This window comes from Heliobacterium chlorum (assembly GCF_014502795.1).
GTDB classification, from domain to species: Bacteria; Bacillota; Desulfitobacteriia; order Heliobacteriales; family Heliobacteriaceae; genus Heliobacterium; species Heliobacterium chlorum.
Genome location: NZ_JACVHF010000057.1, coordinates 1 through 4,877, shown reverse-complemented (window position 1 = coordinate 4,877; position 4,877 = coordinate 1). Strand labels below are relative to the sequence as shown.

The 4,877-nt window shown below is 49.2% G+C and carries 3 protein-coding genes and 1 pseudogene; all 4 read right to left on the bottom strand.

Annotated features, from left to right (window positions below; all coding sequences use genetic code 11):
• Positions 1–461 (bottom strand): annotated as a pseudogene (locus H1S01_RS19495) (anaerobic ribonucleoside-triphosphate reductase); the annotation flags it as partial.
• A 118-nt stretch (positions 462–579) separates the two neighbouring features.
• On the bottom strand, positions 580–1,473 hold the full coding sequence (locus H1S01_RS19490) for a phage minor capsid protein (RefSeq protein ID WP_188042051.1): 894 nt from the start codon (positions 1,471–1,473) through the stop codon (positions 580–582).
• Complete coding sequence (locus H1S01_RS19485) at positions 1,470–2,930, bottom strand: phage portal protein (protein WP_243237454.1); 1,461 nt, start codon at positions 2,928–2,930, stop codon at positions 1,470–1,472. The genes H1S01_RS19490 and H1S01_RS19485 overlap by 4 nt, the downstream gene beginning before the upstream one ends.
• Positions 2,931–2,985: 55 nt before the next feature.
• A complete protein-coding gene (gene terL / locus H1S01_RS19480) occupies positions 2,986–4,659 on the bottom strand; it encodes a phage terminase large subunit (protein WP_243237453.1) in 1,674 nt (557 codons plus the stop codon).
• Between the last annotated feature and the right edge of the window lie 218 nt (positions 4,660–4,877).

The window sequence follows — 4,877 nt, the reverse complement described above, 5'->3', positions numbered from 1 at the left end:
TGGCCGACAGGCTGTTCTTGTTTTGAGCCAAATAATCCTTTCTTTTCGGCGGCCGCCAGCCATTCTAGCTTAGCTTCCGGTGTGAGGTTGCCGGGAACGAGGTCGTGAAAATCCTTCGGTATGCCTTCTAGCTTGGCTTCTAACAAGCCATTAATGACAGTCTCTAATTGTTCTACCCGGCCATTTACGATCTTGAAACCATCTTGAGTCTTGGTTAGCTCATCGGCTGTCGTTTTGTAGAGTTCTTCAAATTTGCCTTGTTGTTCTTTGGCTTGTTTTTCTTGCTGTTCGCGCTCGGTCAACAGTTGGTCCAGTTGACCCTGGACTTCTTTATATTTGGTGTTGACTTCATCGAATCGAGATTTGGGAACGAGGTGTTCTTGGGGCGTAAGGTCTGCTTTTACCGGAGTATTCTCAACGGGAGTCTGCTGGGCTTCTTGAACCTGCGTTTCATCTGCCAAAAATCATGTCCTCCTTACCCTACGCTTGATTTCGCGGTCGCGTCCGCGTGGGGGTGATTGGGCGGCTAGTTTTACGACATAACGCCGATGGGTCGGTAAATAATCAAAAGTACTCGCGTTAGATGCGGAGTGCTTTCATCTGTTGATCGTGTTTTTCTCGTAGCCTTTTCGGTAACAGGTTAATATTGCGTACCGGGCTGATATGATGTTGACAGTTGGGATGAAATATCTTACCGGTTGCTCGGACTTGGTCATATGAGAGGTATCCCGGTGTTAAGCCGTGGACAGAAATCACCATTCCCTCGAATGAACGGCAGGCGTCTTTGGCCCCGTGCGAAGAAATTACCGCTAAGTCCACGCCCCGCTCCATCGTCTCCACCCGAGTTCCTTCGATGTGAGCCTGTGTAAGTTTCGTTCGAACCACCATCTCGGCGTAGGTCGATAAATTCCACCGCCGACCGGCTCTATCAACGATACCAACCCATGCTTCGCTGTCTAATTTGGCCGACATTCCTTTGTGGGTGAGATCGCTGACGATGGCCTTTTTCATCGTTCGACGACCCATTTGCTCTAACGCCTTCACACGTAAGGTCTCGCTCACGGCGTTTCTCACAATCTGCTTAATCTTTCTTTCTGTGTTTTGCGTAGCTATCAGCAAATCGGTGTAGGTGTCGTTAATCAATGCTTCGGTCCGTTCCCGAGCCAGCATGGAAAAAGAAACTGACGATGCTGCCTCAGATAATGAGGATGCATCGCCCAATGTAAGGATGGTCTGAGCCTGTGCTTCCGTAAACGCTTGCTTGATAACCTGTTCACACCATACCTTTGTGGAGCCGTCCAAGTCTCGAAGGATGACCATGATTTGCGATAGGAGCGATTCGGCGTAGGCTTTTTCTATCCCGCTCGATGGAATGGATTTTAACCGACCGGCTATTTCGGTAAAAGCCTTCTGATAATATCCGATAAGCCGCTTCACATCCCGTTCATAAAGGGGCTTTGGCACAGTCCTCATTCATCGTCACCGGGTTGCTGGAAGATAGACGGATCGGCGATGGCTTCCTCGTCCTTCATCCGTTGTAACTCAACATCGGCTTGTTCTTCGGTCAAATCATCCAGCCACATTAAGGCTGACTTCTGGGAGATTGTTGCCTTCCCGCCAGTTCGAATCGACATGATGTTGGCCATCTCGGTTTCATCGTCCGGCAAACCGTCTTTGAACTTCACTTTTGGAATCGTCACTTCATAACCCTGCGGCCCCTTACAGGCAATTTCAAGGAGTTGGGCAATCAACAACACTCTCTTTAGGGCTTTATTGTAATACTGCCGCTTGCGGTTGACCTTTGCCAGAATCGAGTTAAGCCTCCACTTGATAGCCAATCCCGATGCGCCGCTAGTTCCCGCATCGCCAGAACCCAAAGCAATTTCGGGAATTTCCGCGTTGATAAGCAACAACTTCACCAACTTATCTAATTCCATGAAAGCCGCCTGCAATTGACCGTCCCATGTGATGTACTGCGGAATTACTTCGTCTTTCCCCATCACTTCAAAGACCTTATCGACGCCTACCCGAAAGATGGGATTGCCCTGTTCGTCTTCACCCAGTGTACCCGCCGGGACCGCCATGGCTGGGTCTGCGTGTTTATCAAGGATCGAAGCGATCTGCGACAGTCGATGATTGATTTCGTCGAACAAAGGCTTGTTTTCACTGAGGTCATCGATGCCTTCCCAGCAATCGTCGGTGGCGTAGTTAGGCACGTGTACCAACAGCGGATATGGTACGTCGGTCATCACTTCACGCCGTTCTGATGTGAGTTCAGCAGATAACCGCCATTCATTGATTTCATTGTCCACGGTCACCACAATCGGGTCCAGCTTGAATTTGGCATAAACAATGCGACCGGGATAATGCGATTCTGTGATTAACAACCAATCCTCGGCATCACCATGCTTCACAAGCACGGGATAGGCGATGTGGTACGCGATGATGCGGTTGGCGTCGCCGGGAGCCGTTTCGGGGAACACATACTCTGGATTCTGGGCTTCAATGATGACCCGAAAGGGGTCGCTCTCCTTCCCCACCATCCCACCGTACTCCTGCCCGTAGCGGATCTTATAGAAAGAGTCACCCCGGTAGGCGTTCGATAAGGCACTTTCATAATTGAGGATGTGGAGGTCATTCCCCTCGACAAACCGCTCAATGGCTTGTTGTTCGCTGGAGTTATCGTTTTTCCCGGCGGAGAATGTGGGCTGCTCACCAAATAAAAAATCGGCGGATTTCTTGCAAATCACGCCGGGAAGGTTGGTCGATATATAGAGCAGTTCATTTTGTCTGCGTGAAAGTTTGTTCTGAACTCGCTGAAATACGTCATAATGCCTACCCAAAAAGAGCTTTTTATTCTCTCGATATCGTCGAATCCGATCACGATGAGCCGGTGCGGGGTAGTAATTGCCGATGCTGAATAACGACAATCCCAGACCTCCTTTCTCTACATTTTCACCCATCTAGGTATGCCGTTGCAGTCAATTACAACCCTACCGGCTTTTGATGGAACGTCCGTCGTCGTCCCCCGCCACAGAGTTCTACAGCCATTTGGAGAGCATCGGGTAGGTCATCATGGTCGTGGTTAGGAAACTGCTCTAACTGTTCCAGCAAAATTCTCTGATGCCGCATAAAACGCAGAATCCCCTGCTCAACGATTGGCTCCAGCGATTCAATCCGTTCTTCCTTCTTGGTCTTGCTGGTCACAGCTTTAAGCTTGGTCGTGTAGATACCTTCCTTGGCCATCCGTTCCCTGGCCTGCCGGAACAGGTCAAACTGCGCTTGCACGGTTTCGATGGCGAAAATTCTTGGGCGATAGTTGCCGATTTTGTTGATGACCTCATTCAACGCTTCATGGGCCGGACATTTTCTCGCCCATGTTTCCACAACATACAGGATGCCAGTTCGTCGATCTCGTCCAATGATGACGATGGCGTTGTAATCCGACCGATTGTTCTTTCCCATAGCAATGTCCCAAGCACCAAGGTAGTCGAGGGGTATTGGTCGCCCCATCTTATCCCGGAGTTCTGGGTAATCGAAAAATGTAAACATCGACGGTTTGAAAATCTGGGTTTCTTCGTCAATGGGATTGTTGAGATATTCCGACCCGAAGGCTCGGGAGCCGATATTGACCTTCTCAATTATTAACCGGTCATAAGAAAAGCGCCCCGGCCATAAGACCTCGACGCCTTTATCCATTTCTTCTTGATTTGTCCGGTAAAGAGATAGTGCATCATCGAGTCGGGTTTCATTCTCTGGATTCCGGCAAGTCGACTCAAACTGCTCCCACAGATCACCCCGCTCTGGCGGGGAAACAATGGCGGAGTACGTGCGGGATTCGAAGTCTGATCGTTGTAACACCGTTGGAAGCAGTCCTCGGGCATGAACGATGGTGCCCATGTAGATGAAGGCTGTCTTCGCTGGATCGCCAATCGGCATCACTACAGAGTTGAACCAGTGTTGGTTTTTTTCGCGCAATTCCGGTGTATTGGTGTTCTTGGCCGATTCCAAGTCATCCAAAATAACGAGGTCTGGTCGATATGAGCCATTTCGCTTCCTCCGCAGTTGTTTTCCCATCGATGCCGCTTCAACCAGGATGCCAGTCCGCGTTAGAAACGCCTCTTGATTATCCCGCTCATTCATCGCCTTACGATCGGACAATAACTCACCAAAGTCCTCACGAAGTTTCTTGTTGAATTTGAGTTGGAGAGAAATCCACTCAATGAACTTTTTGGCCATCGAGTCTGTTTCCGAAATGATGAGGATGTATTTCCGCTTATCAAAGACGATTTCATGGATGGGAAAACCGTTAGAGAGATATGCTGACTTTGCATGGCCCCGTGGAGCCGCCCAGGCAATCCGAGCTATGGGGTTCTCAAATGACACTACGCGCAGAAGATCACAAAGTTCCCGGTGAAATCGTGGCGCATCGTCAATGCGGGTTCCAGCCGGGATGAGGTTCTGCTCATTCTCTGGGTTTTTATCATCCGAAAAATACTCATACATGAAGAACAGGACATCAAATTCTGAGCGGTCAATCCGACGAAGCCGATAGAGTTCTTTGAGATCGGTAATATATTCGGTTTGCATGGTTTGGCTGAGTTCTTGCTTTGCACGAACTTCGTTAAATAACTGAACTCGCCGCTCTAACAGCTCCATTCGTTCTTGTCGCTCATCACGGTTAAGGCTGTATATGGTTTGTTCACCTCCGACATTATTTTGGAAAAAAACAAAAAACACTTCAGCTGAATGAAGTGCGAAGAGTCGATGTCAAACATATTGACTTCAGCGATGTCAACGTCCTCGACGTCCGATGTCAAGCACCGTGACGTCCGGTGTCAAACACCTTTGACTTCGCAATGTCAAACACCTTTGAC

Coding starts and splice junctions, on each gene's coding strand:
- H1S01_RS19490 (WP_188042051.1), bottom strand. CDS start 1,473: ATGAGGACTGTGCCAAAGCCCCTTTATGAACGGGATGTGAAGCGGCTT.
- terL (WP_243237453.1), bottom strand. CDS start 4,659: ATGGAGCTGTTAGAGCGGCGAGTTCAGTTATTTAACGAAGTTCGTGCA.